This is a genomic window from Pseudomonas sp. LTR0, assembly GCF_036630035.1.
Classification (GTDB): domain Bacteria; phylum Pseudomonadota; class Gammaproteobacteria; order Pseudomonadales; family Pseudomonadaceae; genus Aquipseudomonas; species Aquipseudomonas putida_Y.
In genome coordinates, this window is record NZ_CP123734.1 from 554,441 (window position 1) to 569,246 (window position 14,806).

The window sequence follows — 14,806 nt, forward strand, 5'->3', positions numbered from 1 at the left end:
CTGCACAAGCGAAGCCTAGATCCTGCCCAGCTTGCGCAACTCATCCGACTCCACAACCCGCACGCCGTCTTCTTCCTCCAGCGCCAGCCGCCACAGGGCCCGCGCCAGGGTACAAGCCTCGATTCCCCGGTACTTCCCGGGTATCAACTTGGAAAACGGCGCCACAAGCTGTTCAGTCAGCCGTGGCTCCAGCCGCTCGCCCAGCAGGAATGAGGGCCGCACGATGGTCAGCTGTGGCCAGTCCTGAGCCTTGAGCGCTTCTTCCATCTCGCCCTTGATCCGGTTATAGAAAATTGACGACTTGGGGTCGGCGCCCACTGCACTGACCACCAGCAGATGCCGCGCACCCATTTCCCGGGCACGCTTGCTGAAGGCGACCACCATGTCCAGATCCACTGCGCGAAAAGCCGATTCGGAACCCGCCTGCTTCAGCGTGGTGCCCAGGCAGCAATAGGCGATGTCGACCCGCCCGGCTAGTTGCGGAAGGAACACCGCCGGGTCGCCCACCGGGTTTTCCAGGTGCGGGTGCTCGGCCAATGGTCGGCGCGTAGGCGCCAGTACACGGGTGATGGTGGGCTCGTTGAGCAAGCGGTCCAGTAGGTGTTCACCGGTCAGGCCGGTGGCTCCGGCAAGCAGGACATGCTGAGGCGTCAAGTACATGATGTCTCTCCCTTGTTACACACAAGTCTAGTGAGTGCCGGGCGTTTTTGCCTGTTCCCTCACGTTGGCCTGTGCGGCGTTACGCAACGCTTCTTCGGCTTGTTGCTGGCGCAGGTGCTGCCAGTGCTCAAGCACGGCGGGCGGAGCCCACAGCTGCGGCTCGGAGGCCTCGAAGCCTTCCCTATGTTCTCTTTCGGCAACGCTGGCGCGCGCCAGTTCAAACGCCTGTTTCAGGTCGTCGGTCTGGTTCAGCGCTTCCGCGAACAGGGCATCGCCAAAGTAGGTGAAGTCGGCTTCTTCCGAACAACCGAAGGAGACGCGGTCGGCCCGGGCAGCGGTCATGATCAGCGTGCGCTCGTCTTTGAGCGGGGCGATATAGCCCCCTGAATAGCAGGCAGAGATGACGATTACCTTGTCGCGATCCTTCAGCGGGGCCAGGGCAGTGGCCAGCTCGTCAGCAGAAAGATCGGCCAGTTGCAGGCGGGGCTGGTCGAGCACCAGTTGGTGGTCCTGGCTGCCATGGCTAGTGAGGTAGATGAACACCAGGTCTTCGGGGCCGCTGCGCTCTGCCAGGGTGGTGGCGGCGCGGGACAGGTTCTCGCGTGTGGCCATGGGGCGTGTGGCCATGTGGTCGCGGTGGTTGACCAGCGTGACCTGGCCACTCGCGCCAAAGCGCACCTTGAGCATGTTGCTGACGTAGTCGGCTTCGCGCAGGAATACGCTTTGCTGGCCATCGCCGGCCACTACCAGGCTATACAGCTGGATCGGTGGCGCCGAGCGTGGTACCCGAGCCAGTGCCTCGTTCAGCAACCGGCCCTGGTTGAGCAAAGCCAGGTCCAGTGGGTCTGGTAGCAGCTTGCCATTTTGGTCGCGCACGCGCACGCCGTTGGCCCATGTTCCGCTTTCGACCTTGCCACTGGCCAGGATCAGTCGCCCGTGGCCATGGTAGGCATCGTTCAGGAACCCGCCGATGTACTTGCTGCCGTCGGGCAGTTGCAGGCTGCCCTGGCCCGACAGATGCCAGTCGGCGAACTCACCCTTGTAGTGGCTGCCATCGCTGCCCAGCAGTTCCCCTTCGCCGTTCAGCGAGCCGTCCTTGAATTCCCCGATCCACACATCGCCATCGGCATTTTCGTAGCGGCCACGGCCCTCCAGGCGGTTGTCCTTGAACTCGCCGATGTACTGCTCGCCATCAACGCTGTCGTAGGTGCCGGCGCCTTGTAGCTGGCCGTTGACGAAGAGGCCGCTGAACTGGTTGCCGCTGGCATCGCTGCGCACCCCGGCGCCGTTGGGCTTGCCCTTGGCGAACAAGCCTTGATAGCGACTGCCGTCGGCCAGCTCCAGCTGGCCTGCGCCGTCGTACAGGTCGTCCTTGAACTGGCCGCGGTAGGTCTGGTCGGCTTGTTTGAGGGTGCCCTCGCCGTCGCGGCGGCCGTGGCGGAAGGTGCCGCTATAGTGGCTGCCCGGGGTGGTCAGGTCGCCCAGGCCCTGAAACAGCCCCTCGGCGAACTGGCCGCGGTAGACCTCGCCGTTCTGGCCATGCCATTCGCCCTGGCCGTGCCACTGGCCGTCCTTGAAGCTGCCGGCGTACCAGCTGCCGTTGGGGTAGTCGATTCGGCCCTCGCCCTGCAGCAGGCCATTGACCACCTGCCCCCGGTAACGCCCACCGTCAGGCAGCCGTGCGTCCGGCGGGAGCAGCGATTCGCCATCGCCACAGGCGGCGAGCAGCAGGACCAGGGTAATGGGGAGCAATGGACGCATGGCAAGGACCGGGCAATAGGTCTGCCGAGTATGACGCAGAATGGGATCCTGAGACAGCGAGCCCATGTGTCGGCGCACAGCCTTGGAACCTTGCGCGTGCCCTGTAGGAGCGGCTTCAGCCGCGAACACCGGCGAAGCCGGTGCCCTCAACCGTGTTGCTTCTTCGCGGGCGCGCCCGCTCCCACAGGTGCCACGTTGCCTTCAAGGTGCAATCAGCGCACACCCGGTGAAACGATGATCTTCACATTCTCCTCTTTGTTGTTCACCAGTTCCTCGAAGCCCAGCTCGACAATCTGCTCCAATCCGATCCGGCCGGTTACCAGCGGGCGAATATCCAGACGACCATCAGCAATGAAGGCAATCACGTCGGCAAACTCGCCGTTGTACGCCAACGCCCCCAGCACCTGCTTCTCGGTGGACACCAGCTCGAAGAAGTTGAACTCGCTGGGCTCTTCGAAAATACCCACCAGCACGCACTTGCCTGCTTTGCGGATGGTGTCGATGGCCAGCTTGGCCGTATGTTTGTTGCCGATGCACTCAAAACTCACATCGGCGCCCAGCCCTGCTGTCAGTGCGCGGATTTCCGCCAGGGCATCGCACTGGCTGGGGTCCAGCACAACGTTGGCGCCTACCTCTTTGGCTTTGGCTTTGCGCGCAGAGGACATTTCAAGGGCGATGACCTGCGCCGCCCCCGCAGCCTTGGCGCACATGATGGTGCAAAGGCCGATGGTGCCGGCCCCCACCACTACAACGGTTTGCCCAAGCAGGCTGCCGGCCTTTTTCACCGCGTGCATACCCACCGCCAGCGGTTCGATCAGTGCCCCGGCTTCGGCAGGGAAGCCCTGCGGCAGCCGGTAGAGCAGGTTGGCGGGCACGTTGACCAGCTCGGCGAAGGCACCGTTGTTCATCAGGCCGGTGAACGCCAGGCGCTCGCAGATGTTGTACAGGCCATGGGTGCAGTAATAGCAGGTGCCGCAATGCTGGCAGGCGTCTGCCGCCACCGGATCGCCTACGGCATAGCCTTCCACGCCTTCGCCAAGCTTGGCGATGTGGCCGCAGAATTCGTGGCCGAGGATGCACTGGCCCTGAATGCCGGTCAGCGGGTGCGGGGCCTCTACCGGGATGAACACCGGGCCGGCAACATACTCGTGCAGGTCGGAGCCGCAGATGCCGCACCAGTCCACCTTGATCTGCACCCAGCCCGGCGCAGGGTCGGCCGGCAAAGGTACCTGTTCGACACGAATATCGTTGCGGCCATGCCAGACGGCCGCGCGCATGTGGGTGTGGCTCAGGTCATTCATTGTTGTTCTCCAGGCTCACGAAAAGGGCTTAGTGCTTGCGCAGGAATGCGAGCAGTTGCTGGTTGACCTGTTCGGCCGCCTCCATCTGCACCATGTGGCCGGCCTCTGGCAGCACCAGTACTTCGGCTTCCAGGCCCTCGGCATGGCTGGCCGGGATGATCGCATCCTTGCCACCCCACACCACCAGTGCCGGGTGATTGCCCAGTACCCCGCGCAAGTCGTGGCGCTGCCGGTCGCCGTCGGCGAGCGCGCCTGCCAGCTGCTGCAGGGCCTGGTCCACACCTTCCAGGCGCTTGAACTTGAGCATGTCCTCCAGCATTTGCCGGGTGACCAGCGTCGGGTCGGCAAACAATTGCACCATCTGCGGTTTGAGTGCATTGCGGTTGGCAGCGGTGACGAAACCTTGCAAGTACTGCCCGTTGATCGCTTCGCCCAGCCCGGCGCTGGCCACCAGGCTCAGGCTGGCTACCCGTTGCGGTGCCAGGCGCGCCACGTTGAGGCTGACGGCACCGCCCATGGAATGGCCGGCCAGGTGGGCCTTGGCGATGTCCAGGTGGTCGAGCAGGGCGAGCACGGTTTCGCTCAGTTCATCCAGGTCGCCCCGTTGCAGGCCCTTGGCCGACTCGCCGTGGCCCGGCAGGTCGAGGGCAATGACACGGCGTTCTGCAGCCAGCGCCGGGTGGTTGAACAGCCAGTTATTGAGGTCACCGCCAAAACCGTGCACCAGCACCAGCGGTGTGCCGCCTTCACCCAGTTCGAACCAGCGCAGCAGGCGCCCGCCTACTTCCGCCTTCTGTGGGGCCGGCCCCTGGCTCTGGTCGGCCGCACCTTCGGCGACAAACTCGGCCTGGAAGCGCTGTACCACAGCATCGATCTCGGCTTCTTCTGCTTCGCCGTCGACGACCACCGCCAGCAGTGCGCCGACGGGCAGGGTTTCATCCGGTTTGGCTACCTGGCGGCGCAGCACGCCGTTGAATGGCGCTTCGACGCTGCTGCTGATCTTGTCGGTCTCGACGTCCAGCACCTCGTCGCCCTTGCTGATTTCGTCACCTTCCTGCTTGAGCCAGGTGTCCACCCGGCCCTCGGTCATCGACAGGCCCCACTTGGGCATGGTCAGGGTATGGATCTGGCTCATGCGGCACTCCTTGCGGCTTCGATCACCTTGCGCACGGCGGCTTCGATCTTCGCCGCGTCAGGGATGTACAGGTCTTCCAGGGCATCGGAGAACGGCACCGGAGTATGCGGCGCGGTGACCATTTCGATCGGGCCCTTGAGTGCGGCAAAAGCCTTCTGCGCCACCAGCGCGCTGATGTCGGTGGCCATCGAGCAGCGCGGGTTGGCTTCATCGATCACTACCAGGCGGCCGGTCTTCTCCACACTTTCCAGAATGCTGTCTTCGTCCAGTGGGCTGGTAGTGCGCAAATCCAGCACCTCGCAGTCGATGCCCTGGCGGGCCAGGTTGTTGGCGGCCTCCAGCGCCACATGCACCATGCGCCCGTAGGTAACAAGGGTCACATCGTCGCCGTCGCGCACGAAGTTGGCTTCGCCGAACGGTACGGTGTACACCTCTTCCGGCACCTCGCCCTGCATGCTGTACAGCAGCTTGTGTTCGCAGAAGATCACCGGGTCGTTGTCGCGGATCGCCTGGATCAACAGGCCCTTGGCATCGTAAGGCGAGGAGGGGCACACCACCTTCAGGCCGGGGATGTGCGTCCATAGCGAAGTGAGCATCTGCGAGTGCTGGGCTGCCGCACGCAGGCCGGCGCCATACATGGTGCGCATCACCAGCGGGGTCACTGCCTTGCCGCCGAACATGTAGCGGAACTTGGCGGCCTGGTTGAGGATCTGGTCCAGGCAGCAGCCGGCGAAGTCGACGAACATCAGTTCGCACACCGGGCGCAGGCCCTGGGTAGCGGCGCCGACGGCCGCGCCGACGTAGCCGATTTCCGACAGCGGCGCGTCAAGCACGCGGCCGGGGAATTGGTGGTACAGGCCTTTGGTCACGCCCAACACGCCACCCCAGGCGTCATCCTCACCGGGCGCACCGGCACCGCCAGCGACGTCTTCGCCAATGATGAACACCGTGTTGTCGCGGCGCATTTCCTGGGCCAGGGCTTCGTTGATGGCCTGCTGGTAGCTGATCTTTCTTGCCATGGTGGTTCTCCTGTTGTTCTTGTAATCCGCGGCTCAGGGGTAGGCGACGTAGACGTCGGTGAGCAGGTCGGCGGGCTGTGGCTTGGGATCGGACTTGGCGCGGCGAACGGCGTCTTCGATCAGGTCCTCGACGCGGGCGTCGATGGCGTCCAGTTGCTCGGCCGTGAGCAGGCCGGCGCGGGTGGTCTTGTTGCGAAATTGCATGAGGCAGTCGCGGGATTCGCGCAGGTTCTTCACTTCATCAGGGGCGCGGTAGGTTTGCGCATCGCCTTCGAAATGGCCGTAGTAACGGCTGAGCTTGACCTCGATCAGCGACGGCCCTTGCCCGGAACGGGCGCGCTCGATGGCGGCGCCGGCGGCCTCGTATACGGCAAAGAAGTCGAAGCCGTCGATGGTGACGCCAGGCATGCCGAAGCCGGCAGCGCGGTCGGCAATATGGTCGCAGGCGACGGACCAGTTGGAGGCAGTCGCCTCGGCGTAGCCGTTGTTCTCGGCCACGAAGATGCAGGGCAGGTTCATGATCGACGCCATGTTCATGGCTTCAAACACGGCGCCCTCGTTGGATGCCCCATCGCCGAAGAAGGCTACCGACACGTCATCGCGGCCCTTGAGCTTGGCCGCCAGCGCCGCCCCGGCCACCAGTGGTGCGCCGGCGCCAACGATACCGTTGGCACCGAGCATGCCTTTTTCCAGGTCGGCAATGTGCATCGAGCCGCCCTTGCCGCCGCACACGCCGGTCTTCTTGCCGTAGATCTCGGCCATCATGCCGTACACGTCCACGCCTTTGGCGATGCAGTGGCCATGGCCGCGATGGGTCGAGGCGATGCAGTCGCTGTCGCGCAGGTGGGCCATGACCCCGGCGGCAGAGGCTTCTTCGCCGGCATACAGGTGGACGAAGCCGGGAATTTCGCCGGTGGCGAACTCCACATGCAGGCGTTCTTCGAAGGCGCGGATGGTCCGCATGACTTCATAGGCATGCAGCAGTTGTTCAGTACTGAGTTGATTGGACATCTTGTTGTTCTCCGGGGTTGTCTCAACACGGGTTTGCAGGGTGCAGGCGGTGGCCGCGCGGGACGGCCAGCAAGTGGTGGCGGGCGGCATGCGCCAGCACGGCCTCGACGTCCACGCTGAGTGGGCCTTGGTGGTCGAGGGTGATGGTGGGCGTGTCATGCTCGGCAAATTCGATTTCGCGTTCGCCGTCCAGGGCCAGGGAGCCGCTGGCCAGGCTCAGGCGATGGGCGACGCCGGGCGTCAGCGGACCGCAGGCGGAGATGCCGCAGGCTTGCAGCAGGCCGGGCGCCAATGGCGCCAACAACGCCTGTTCGGCACCGGGGGCCAGGCGTACCCAGGCGCCGTGCGGATCTTGCCGTGACACCGGGCACCATAGGCCGCACAGGGCCGACAGGCCGATGGCGTGGGGTTCGGCGAAGCAGGCGAAGACTTCGCAGAGGTCCTCGCTGCGGCTGAGCGCACGGGCACCGATGAAGCGCTGCGGCGACACGGCCACCTCGACCAAGGCCCATTCGGCCAGCTGTTGTTCTGGCACGTTCACCAGTAAGCGTTTGTTGCGGCGCAAGCCGATGCTGGCCGCTACCCGGCCGCTGGCAAGCAGGCCACCGGCCAGGCCCGCGCTGGTGGCTTCACGAAGTTCGGGGAAGGCGTTGTTGGTGCCGGTGGACAGGGTCAGCAGCGGCACGTCAGCGGCCTCGGCGGCGACCGCCTTGTGGGTGCCATCACCGCCCAGCACGGCGATCATCGCCACGCCGCGCTCGACCATGCGCCGGGTTGCCAGGCGGGTATCGGCCACGGTCTGGGTCAGTGGCAGGTCGAGGATCTCGATGGCCGGCCAGTGCTGGTCACGGGCCCCTGGGCCCTGGCTGGCCTTGAGCACTGCGGCAGCGATGCCGGTCATGTCGCTGGGCAACAACACCTGGCCAATGCCGGTGGCGCCGAAAGCGGCCAGCAGGCGCTGGATAGCCGAGGCCTTGTCGGTGCTCGAATAGAGCCCGGCATTGGCGGTCAGGCGGCGCAGGTCGCGGCCAGAGGCAGGGTTGGCAATGATCCCGACAATCGGGGCGGGTAGCGGCATGGCGCACCTCGTATTTTTGTTTGCAAGGGCAGGAGCAAGCGGGGTGCCAGCTTTCTTCGCGATGGTTGAAGTGGCCGGGCTAGAGGGTTCTGGTCGTGATCGGGCAGGTCTTCACGGGTGCGGCGGCGAGACGCCGGGTACCAGCGCCGGGCCAGCGTTGCCGAGACGCTGAGACGCTGCGTCTCAAGCCAGCCGGTAATCACACAGTGCTTGTCGGGGCATGCCCAGAGGCGCTTAATGGCCGGACAACGATAAAAACAGCAACGAGAACCGGAGGGCCTGAATGCTTGCCGCGAACTCCCGAGCCCATGTGGACTGCGTCAGCAGGGTGGTGAAGAATGCCGACCGCCTGCCGCAGGCGCCGGTACCACCACTGATTCTCGATTCATGGCGTCGCTCCATGGATGTGTACCGCCTCGACCCCGGTTCCCAGCAGGGGCCGCGTATCCTTTCCCAAAGCCTGCTCAACGAATGCCGCGAACGCGCCGAGCTGTTCCTGCGCATCGCCAGCGATGCCGTGGCGCGCTTGCACGAACGGGTGCGCGGCGCTGACTACTGCGTGCTGCTTACCGATGCCCAGGGGCGAACCATCGATTACCGGGTCGAGTCGGCCATCCGTAACGACTGTCGCAAGGCTGGGCTATATCTGGGGACCTGCTGGTCGGAGGGCGAGGAGGGCACATGCGGCGTGGCGGCGGTACTGACCAGCAAGGCCCCGGTCACGGTGCACAAGCGCGATCACTTTCGCGCCGCCTTCATTGGCCTGACCTGCACAGCGGCGCCGGTGTTCGACCCGTTGGGCGAGCTGCTGGGCGTGGTTGATGTGTCGGCCTTGCAGTCGCCGGACGATCGGCGCAGCCAGCACCTGATCCGCCAACTGGTCGAGCAGACGGCCCGCGAGATTGAAAACGCCTTCTTCATGCACAGCGCCCAGGGCCACTGGGTGATGCGCGCCCACGGCACGCCGGGCTATGTGGAGAGCCAACCCGACTACCTGCTGGCCTGGGATGCCGATGGCCGCTTGCAGGCAATAAACAGCCTGGCGCGGCAACGGCTGGTGGAACGCCTGGGGCGCTTGCCCGAGCACATTGGCGAACTGTTGGACATCGACCAGCTGCGCCGGGTGAGCGCGTCGTCCGCCCAGCGTCTGCCTGGTCTGGGCGGTTTGTATGGCAGGGTCAGCGCACCGCAGCAACGCCAGCGTGCGCAGCCTGTGCGCCAGGCCCAGGACACCCGCATCGAGCAGCACCTGCGGTTGGCCACGCGCGTCAAGGACTGCAACCTGGCGGTGCTGGTACTGGGTGAGACCGGGGCCGGCAAGGAAGTATTCGCCCGCCAACTGCACCAGCAAAGCCAGCGCTGTGATGGCCCATTCGTTACCCTGAACTGCGCGGCCATCCCGGAAACCCTGATCGAAAGCGAGTTGTTCGGCTATGTGGCCGGGGCCTTCACCGGGGCTTCCAGCAAAGGCATGCAAGGGCTGTTGCAGCAGGCCGATGGCGGCACGTTGTTCCTCGACGAGATCGGGGACATGCCGCTGAACCTGCAAACCCGCCTGCTGCGGGTGCTGGCGGAGGGGGAGGTGGCGCCGCTGGGGGCGGCACGGCGGGAGCGGGTGGATATTCAGGTGATCTGTGCGACCCATCGCGATCTGGCGTCGATGGTGGAGGACGGGCGATTTCGTGAAGACTTGTACTTCCGCCTGGCCAATGCCCGCTTTGAGCTACCCCCCTTGCGTGAGCGTGATGACCGGCTGGGGCTGATTCACCAGTTGCTGGCCGAGGAGGCTGCGGCTTGCGGGGTGGAGGTGGTGTTGGCGGATGACGCGCTGCAGGCATTACTGGTTTATCGCTGGCCGGGCAATTTGCGCCAGCTGCGGCAGGTGTTGCGGTATGCCTGTGCGGTGAGTGAGGGCGGGCAGGTGCGGCTACAGGATCTGCCGCAGGAGGTGCGTGGTGAAGCGGTTGGCTCGGCTGAAAGTGGGGTGTCGTGCCCGGCCCGGCAGCTGTTGCTGGACGCGCTGATCCGCCATCGCTGGAAGCCGGCGGATGCGGCGCGGGCTTTGGGTATTTCGCGTGCGACGCTTTATCGGCGAGTGCATGAGCATCGTATCGACATGCCGCGGATGAAGAGCTAGGGGCAATAAAAAACCCCGGCACAGGGCCGGGGTTCTGGTACATCACACTACACGATCACTCCTGGTTGGCCAGTTTGTGCTCGAGGTAGTGAATGTTGACGCCGCCTTTGCAGAAGCCTTCATCACGCACCAGGTCGCGGTGCAGCGGGATGTTGGTCTTGATGCCGTCGACGACGATCTCGTCCAGGGCATTGCGCATGCGCGCCATGGCTTCGTCGCGGTCCTTGCCGTAGGTGATCAGCTTGCCGATCAGCGAGTCGTAGTTCGGCGGAACCGAATAACCGCTGTACAGGTGCGAATCGACGCGTACGCCGTTGCCGCCTGGGGCGTGGAAGTGCTTCACCTTGCCTGGGCTCGGGATGAACTTCTTCGGGTCTTCGGCGTTGATCCGGCACTCCAGCGAGTGGCCACGGATCACCACGTCTTCCTGGCGGAACGACAGTTTGTTGCCAGCGGCGATGCTCAGCATCTCCTTGACGATGTCGATGCCAGTGACCATCTCCGATACCGGGTGCTCAACCTGCACGCGGGTGTTCATCTCGATGAAGTAGAAGCGGCCGTTTTCGTACAGGAACTCGAAAGTACCCGCACCACGGTAGCCGATCTCGATGCACGCATCGACGCAGCGCTTGAACACTTCCTGGCGGGCTTTCTCATCGATGCCCGGGGCTGGTGCTTCTTCCAGTACTTTCTGGTGACGGCGCTGCAGCGAGCAGTCGCGGTCGCCCAGGTGAATGGCGTTGCCCTGGCCGTCGGACAGTACCTGTACTTCCACGTGGCGTGGGTTGGTCAGGAACTTCTCCAGGTAAACCATCGGGTTACCGAAGGCTGCACCGGCTTCGGTACGGGTGAGCTTGGCCGAGGAAATCAGGTCCTCTTCCTTGTGCACCACGCGCATGCCGCGACCACCACCGCCACCGGCGGCCTTGATGATCACCGGGTAGCCGACGTCACGGGCAATCGCCAGGGCAACTTCTTCGTCTTCTGGCAGTGGGCCATCGGAGCCCGGTACGGTCGGTACGCCCGACTTGATCATCGCGTCCTTGGCCGAAACCTTGTCGCCCATCAGGCGAATGGTGTCGGCTTTCGGGCCGATGAAGGCGAAACCGGATTTTTCCACCTGTTCGGCGAAATCGGCGTTTTCTGCCAGGAAGCCGTAACCCGGGTGAATCGCAGTGGCGCCAGTCACTTCGGCGGCAGCGATGATCGCAGGGATATGCAGGTAGGAATCCTTGGACGATGCAGGGCCGATGCAGACCGACTCGTCTGCCAGGCCCAGGTGCATCAGTTCACGGTCGGCAGTGGAGTGCACGGCGACGGTCTTGATACCCAGCTCTTTGCAGGCACGCAGGATCCGCAGGGCAATTTCCCCGCGGTTGGCGATCAGGACTTTTTCGAGCTTCCCAGACATCGTTGGCTCTCCGCGATTCAAACGACGGTGAACAGCGGCTGGTCGAACTCAACCGGCTGGCCGTCTTCTACCAGGATGGCGTCGATGACACCGCCAATATCGGCTTCGATGTGGTTCATCATCTTCATGGCTTCGACGATGCACAGGGTGTCGCCTTTCTTCACGGACTGGCCAACTTCAGCGAAGTTAGGCGAGGTCGGCGAAGGCTTGCGGTAGAAGGTACCTACCATTGGCGAACGGATCACGGTGCCTTTCAGGGCCGGGGCGGCAACAGCAGCGGCTTCGGCGGCTGGGGCAGCAGCGGCGACCGGAGCTGCGGCAGGGGCGGCAGCCATAGGCGCCGGTGCATAGAACTGCTGGGCAGCTGGAGTCTTGCTGTGACGGCTGATACGGACCGACTCTTCGCCTTCCTTGATCTCCAGTTCGTCGATGCCAGACTCTTCCAGCAGCTCGATCAGTTTCTTGACTTTACGGATATCCATTAATCATCAACTCCCAAAGGTTCGGTCAGGGGGCGAAATACAAAAAACGTATCTGAAACGTTTCTCTCGAACCCCGGCCCATTTAGGCCAGGGTTTTCATCATTTGGGCTGTGCGTTGGCAGCCAGTTGTTCCAGTGCGGACTCCAGGGCCAGTCGATAACCGCTGGCGCCCAGACCGCAGATCACCCCTACGGCAACATCGGAAAAGTAGGAGTGGTGACGGAACGGTTCGCGTTTGTGCACGTTGGACAGGTGCACTTCGATGAATGGGATGCTCACCGCAAGCAATGCGTCACGTAATGCGACGCTTGTGTGGGTGAAAGCAGCCGGATTGATCAGGATGAAGTCCACACCCTCGTTGCGTGCGGCGTGAATGCGGTCGATCAGTTCGTATTCAGCATTGCTCTGCAGGTACTGCAGATGGTGGCCTGCGGCGCGGGCACGTTGCTCCAGGTCCTGGTTGATCTGAGCCAGGGTCACGGCGCCATAGTGGCCTGGCTCGCGAGTACCGAGCAGGTTGAGGTTGGGGCCGTGGAGCACCAGTAGCGTTGCCATCTGCGGATTCCTTGGATTTGTAGGGCAATTCGACACAGCGCGGCGAGTGTGCCGTAAAGCAACGGCAAGTGTCCAGTTCCCGGCAATAGCCAGCACGATGTCCGAGGTTCGCGCGAAGTATGTGACCGGATAATTAAATCCGGTCATTCATTTCAGGATTTTTCCCGGTTCGCGGGAAGTTATAGACCGACTTTGCCGCGTACGCGCGTCAGAATCTGCGCAAATTCACCGGCATTTATCTCGCCAATCACCCGATCAGCGGTAATTTCGCTGCCGTTCGCAGCAAAAAACAGCAGGGCGGGTGGGCCGAACAGTTGGTAGCGGTCGAGCAGCTTGCGTTGCTCGGCATTACTTTCGGTGATGTCGAAACGCAGCAGTTTGAAGCCGGACAGCTGAGTTTGCACTTGCGGTGCATTGAGCACCTCATGCTCGATCACCTTGCAACTGATGCACCAGTCGGCGTACCAGTCCAGCAGCACTGGCTGGCCGGCGGCCTTGGCTTGCGCCAGGGCTGCGTCCATGGCGCCAGGTGTGGTGATGGTCTGCCAGGCATCGGCTTTTGCTGCCGGCAGACCGCCGCTGGCGGCCAGTGACTCAACCGGCAGTGGGCGCAGTGGGTCGCCCTGGCCAGTGAGGGCGCCGTACCAACAAGCCAGCGCGTACACCAGCAAGGCCAGACCGAGCAGTTGCGCCAGGCGCTGGGGCGTCGTCTTGACGACGAATTCCAGGGCGCCGAGGAACAGTGCCACACCCGCAGCGAGGAAACCGACCAGCAGCAAGGTCACAGGGCCTGGCAGTACACGGCTGAGCAAGCCGATGGCCAGCCCCAGCAGCAGTACGCCGATGGCGTTTTTCACCGTGTTCATCCATGGGCCGCTTTTGGGCAGCCAGGCCGCGCCCCCGGTGGCCACCAGCAGCAACGGCGCACCCATGCCCAAACCCAGGGCGAACAGCTTGAGCGCACCACCCAGGGCATCGCCACTGGCACTGATATAGAGCAAGGCACCGGCCAAGGGCGCCGATACACAAGGAGAAACCAGCAAGCTGGAGAGCACACCGAGCACTGCTGCGCCCAGCAGCGAGCCGCCCCGGGTGTGGTTGGCGACGTTGTTCAGGCGGTTACTCAGGGCCTGGGGCAGCTTCAGCTCGAAGAGGCCGAACATGGCCAGGGCGAACACCACGAAGAACAGCGCGAAGGGAACCAGCACCCAGGCCGACTGCAGGCGCGCCTGCAGGTTCAGGCTTGCACCGAACAGGCCCATCAGTGCGCCGAGTACCGCGAAGCTGGCCGCCATTGGCAGCACGTAGGCCAGCGACAGCGCCAGGCCGCGCACGCCGCCAACCTGGCCGCGCAACACCACACCGGAGAGGATCGGTAGCATTGGCAGGACACAGGGGGTGAAGGTCAGGCCGACCCCAGCGAGGAAGAACAGCAGTAGCGACTTCCAGTTCCAGCCGTGTTCGCGGGTGGCCGGCGCGTTTGCAACGCCTTCGCCATCGATACTCAGGCGTGCGGTTTCCGGTGGGTAGCACAAGCCCTTGTCGGCGCAACCCTGGTAGCCCACCAGCAGGGTGAAGGCGCGTGGGTCTTTGCGTGGCAACTCGATATCGAGCACGCCGTGGTAAACCTCGACGTCGCCGAAAAATTCATCGTGCTTGGGCTCACCCTTGGGGATGTTCGGCGTGCCCAGGGTGATATCGGCCGGTTCCGTGTGGAACTGGAAGCGGTGCCGGTAGAGGTAGTAGCCATCGGTGGCGACGAAGCGCAGCTTGATGGTTTGCGCATCGGCCTGGACAAGGTTGAGCTTGAAGGCCTCGTGTACCGGCAGGAAGTCGGCGTTGTTGGCCAGCGAAGCGGCGCCGAGGGTGGCGCTGGGGCGGTTGTCGAGCAGGCCTGCGGCGAAGGCAGGGCTGGCCAGCAGCAGGAACAGCATGAAAAACAGGCGGCGCATGGCGGACTCGCGAGGTGGAACTTGCTGCGCATGATAGCGGAGTTGGTGTGGGTTGGGGCCAGTAGTGCTCGCACATGACATGTGCAGTGCCTGGGCGATCGAGCGCCGCCCGCGCGGCGCATCGCGAGCTGCGCTCGCTCCTACGTTTGTTTCGGGCCAATTATTCCTGAGGGAGTTGCGCGCGCCCCCCTTGGCGCATGGCGTGATATCGCGTCGTAAAAACAAGGCGGTCGCGCGCGCCTGTCACTGGCGTTACTGGCCCGAAACAAACGTAGGAGCGAGCGCAGCTCGCGATGCGCCGCGC

Annotated in this window: 12 protein-coding genes; 1 reads left to right on the top strand and 11 read right to left on the bottom strand. The window is 63.9% G+C overall.

Annotation, left to right across the window (positions count from 1 at the left end; all coding sequences use genetic code 11):
- Positions 1-15: 15 nt before the first annotated feature.
- The 7 genes from QCL51_RS02590 to QCL51_RS02620 all read right to left on the bottom strand — a co-directional run bounded on the left by QCL51_RS02590 (position 16) and on the right by QCL51_RS02620 (position 7,965).
- A complete protein-coding gene (locus tag QCL51_RS02590; RefSeq protein ID WP_021783954.1) occupies positions 16-660 on the bottom strand; it encodes an oxidoreductase in 645 nt (214 codons plus the stop codon).
- 27 nt (positions 661-687) lie between these two features.
- Positions 688-2,421, bottom strand: a complete 1,734-nt coding sequence (locus QCL51_RS02595) for a C13 family peptidase (RefSeq protein WP_021783955.1) — start codon at positions 2,419-2,421, stop codon at positions 688-690.
- Between the two features lie 212 nt (positions 2,422-2,633).
- The gene (locus tag QCL51_RS02600; RefSeq protein ID WP_223279163.1) at positions 2,634-3,698 is read right to left on the bottom strand and encodes a 2,3-butanediol dehydrogenase; all 1,065 of its coding nucleotides are present in this window, start codon (positions 3,696-3,698) and stop codon (positions 2,634-2,636) included.
- Between the two features lie 52 nt (positions 3,699-3,750).
- The gene (locus QCL51_RS02605; protein ID WP_021783956.1) at positions 3,751-4,857 is read right to left on the bottom strand and encodes an acetoin dehydrogenase dihydrolipoyllysine-residue acetyltransferase subunit; all 1,107 of its coding nucleotides are present in this window, start codon (positions 4,855-4,857) and stop codon (positions 3,751-3,753) included.
- Positions 4,854-5,876, bottom strand: coding sequence for an alpha-ketoacid dehydrogenase subunit beta (locus tag QCL51_RS02610; RefSeq protein ID WP_021783957.1), 1,023 nt, complete (start codon positions 5,874-5,876; stop codon positions 4,854-4,856). The genes QCL51_RS02605 and QCL51_RS02610 overlap by 4 nt, the downstream gene beginning before the upstream one ends.
- Positions 5,877-5,909: 33 nt before the next feature.
- A complete protein-coding gene (locus QCL51_RS02615; protein ID WP_010951830.1) occupies positions 5,910-6,887 on the bottom strand; it encodes a thiamine pyrophosphate-dependent dehydrogenase E1 component subunit alpha in 978 nt (325 codons plus the stop codon).
- 22 nt (positions 6,888-6,909) lie between these two features.
- Entirely contained in the window at positions 6,910-7,965 is a 1,056-nt protein-coding gene (locus QCL51_RS02620; RefSeq protein WP_028697781.1) for an NAD(+)/NADH kinase, read from the bottom strand.
- A gap of 283 nt (positions 7,966-8,248) precedes the next feature.
- Between QCL51_RS02620 and QCL51_RS02625 the strand changes: the two genes are divergently transcribed.
- Complete coding sequence (locus tag QCL51_RS02625; protein ID WP_103470204.1) at positions 8,249-10,102, top strand: sigma-54-dependent Fis family transcriptional regulator; 1,854 nt, start codon at positions 8,249-8,251, stop codon at positions 10,100-10,102.
- Between the two features lie 55 nt (positions 10,103-10,157).
- On the opposite strand, the gene accC is transcribed toward QCL51_RS02625, so the two are convergent.
- The 4 genes from accC to QCL51_RS02645 all read right to left on the bottom strand — a co-directional run bounded on the left by accC (position 10,158) and on the right by QCL51_RS02645 (position 14,502).
- On the bottom strand, positions 10,158-11,513 hold the full coding sequence (accC, locus tag QCL51_RS02630) for an acetyl-CoA carboxylase biotin carboxylase subunit (protein WP_003255333.1): 1,356 nt from the start codon (positions 11,511-11,513) through the stop codon (positions 10,158-10,160).
- A gap of 17 nt (positions 11,514-11,530) precedes the next feature.
- Positions 11,531-11,995 (bottom strand): acetyl-CoA carboxylase biotin carboxyl carrier protein, encoded by a 465-nt coding sequence (gene accB / locus QCL51_RS02635; protein WP_021783960.1) that lies wholly within the window; start codon positions 11,993-11,995, stop codon positions 11,531-11,533.
- A 99-nt stretch (positions 11,996-12,094) separates the two neighbouring features.
- Positions 12,095-12,550 (bottom strand): type II 3-dehydroquinate dehydratase, encoded by a 456-nt coding sequence (aroQ, locus tag QCL51_RS02640; RefSeq protein ID WP_003255330.1) that lies wholly within the window; start codon positions 12,548-12,550, stop codon positions 12,095-12,097.
- A gap of 179 nt (positions 12,551-12,729) precedes the next feature.
- Positions 12,730-14,502: a protein-disulfide reductase DsbD gene (locus tag QCL51_RS02645; protein WP_274118818.1), complete on the bottom strand. Its 1,773-nt coding sequence runs from the start codon at positions 14,500-14,502 to the stop codon at positions 12,730-12,732.
- Between the last annotated feature and the right edge of the window lie 304 nt (positions 14,503-14,806).

Coding starts and splice junctions, on each gene's coding strand:
- QCL51_RS02625 (WP_103470204.1), top strand. CDS start 8,249: ATGCTTGCCGCGAACTCCCGAGCCCATGTGGACTGCGTCAGCAGGGTG.
- accB (WP_021783960.1), bottom strand. CDS start 11,995: ATGGATATCCGTAAAGTCAAGAAACTGATCGAGCTGCTGGAAGAGTCT.
- QCL51_RS02615 (WP_010951830.1), bottom strand. CDS start 6,887: ATGTCCAATCAACTCAGTACTGAACAACTGCTGCATGCCTATGAAGTC.
- QCL51_RS02610 (WP_021783957.1), bottom strand. CDS start 5,876: ATGGCAAGAAAGATCAGCTACCAGCAGGCCATCAACGAAGCCCTGGCC.
- QCL51_RS02645 (WP_274118818.1), bottom strand. CDS start 14,502: ATGCGCCGCCTGTTTTTCATGCTGTTCCTGCTGCTGGCCAGCCCTGCC.
- QCL51_RS02620 (WP_028697781.1), bottom strand. CDS start 7,965: ATGCCGCTACCCGCCCCGATTGTCGGGATCATTGCCAACCCTGCCTCT.
- QCL51_RS02595 (WP_021783955.1), bottom strand. CDS start 2,421: ATGCGTCCATTGCTCCCCATTACCCTGGTCCTGCTGCTCGCCGCCTGT.
- QCL51_RS02600 (WP_223279163.1), bottom strand. CDS start 3,698: ATGCGCGCGGCCGTCTGGCATGGCCGCAACGATATTCGTGTCGAACAG.
- accC (WP_003255333.1), bottom strand. CDS start 11,513: ATGTCTGGGAAGCTCGAAAAAGTCCTGATCGCCAACCGCGGGGAAATT.
- QCL51_RS02590 (WP_021783954.1), bottom strand. CDS start 660: ATGTACTTGACGCCTCAGCATGTCCTGCTTGCCGGAGCCACCGGCCTG.
- QCL51_RS02605 (WP_021783956.1), bottom strand. CDS start 4,857: ATGAGCCAGATCCATACCCTGACCATGCCCAAGTGGGGCCTGTCGATG.
- aroQ (WP_003255330.1), bottom strand. CDS start 12,550: ATGGCAACGCTACTGGTGCTCCACGGCCCCAACCTCAACCTGCTCGGT.